The organism is Aliiroseovarius salicola, from assembly GCF_027891095.1.
Taxonomy (GTDB): domain Bacteria; phylum Pseudomonadota; class Alphaproteobacteria; order Rhodobacterales; family Rhodobacteraceae; genus Aliiroseovarius; species Aliiroseovarius salicola.
Genome location: NZ_JAQIIO010000029.1, coordinates 1 through 693 on the forward strand (window position 1 = coordinate 1; position 693 = coordinate 693).

General features: G+C 58.4%; 1 protein-coding gene and 1 pseudogene. Both read left to right on the forward strand.

Annotated elements, in window-relative coordinates; translation table 11 throughout:
• Positions 1-222: pseudogene (locus O2N63_RS17490) on the forward strand (cytochrome c); the annotation flags it as partial.
• A gap of 1 nt (position 223) precedes the next feature.
• Positions 224-693: c-type cytochrome (locus tag O2N63_RS17495; RefSeq protein WP_271055598.1), on the forward strand; the 470-nt coding region annotated here is incomplete at its 3' end.

The following is a 693-nucleotide window of genomic DNA, read 5'->3' on the forward strand; positions in this document are numbered from 1 at the left end:
TCCAGCGACACCGGTTCATCGGGAACGATGATGGGCAATGGCTCAGCAATGATGGGTGGCGGATCCGCAATGATGGGCGCTGGCACCATGATGGGAAGCGGTATGATGGGAAATGGCATGACCGCAGAGCATATCGCTGAAATGCCAGCTGATGGGGCGTTTGTCATGCTCACCCAGGTTTGCTCGGCCTGCCACACGAAATTCCGCGCGGAAAGCCAGTGACATGCGTAGGATCATAAGGCTGGCTCTGGGGGCGGCGGTGTTCGGTTCCGCCGTAACCGGGGCGCTTGTTGCCTGGCCGATTGGTCAGATCAAGGGGCCGATCACACTTGAAGGCGACGTGAACCGCGGTGCATATCTTGCCCGTGCAAGTGGTTGCATCGCCTGCCACACCAATTTCGAGGAAGGTGGAGCCCCTCTGACGGGAGGCGTCAAACTGGACACCCCGTTTGGTACGCTTTACTCCCCAAACCTGACCACCGATCCCGAACATGGGATCGGAGACTGGACGATCGGGGAGTTTGCCCAGGCGGTGAGGCAGGGGATTTCTCCGGAAGGGGAGCCGTACTATCCGGCTTTCACCTATCCTTTCTATGGCAACTTCACCGATCAGGATATTGCAGACCTTTGGGCTGCCTTCCAGACGGTTCCCGCAGTGGCAGAACCTTCGAAAGAACAGGAGATGGCGTTTCC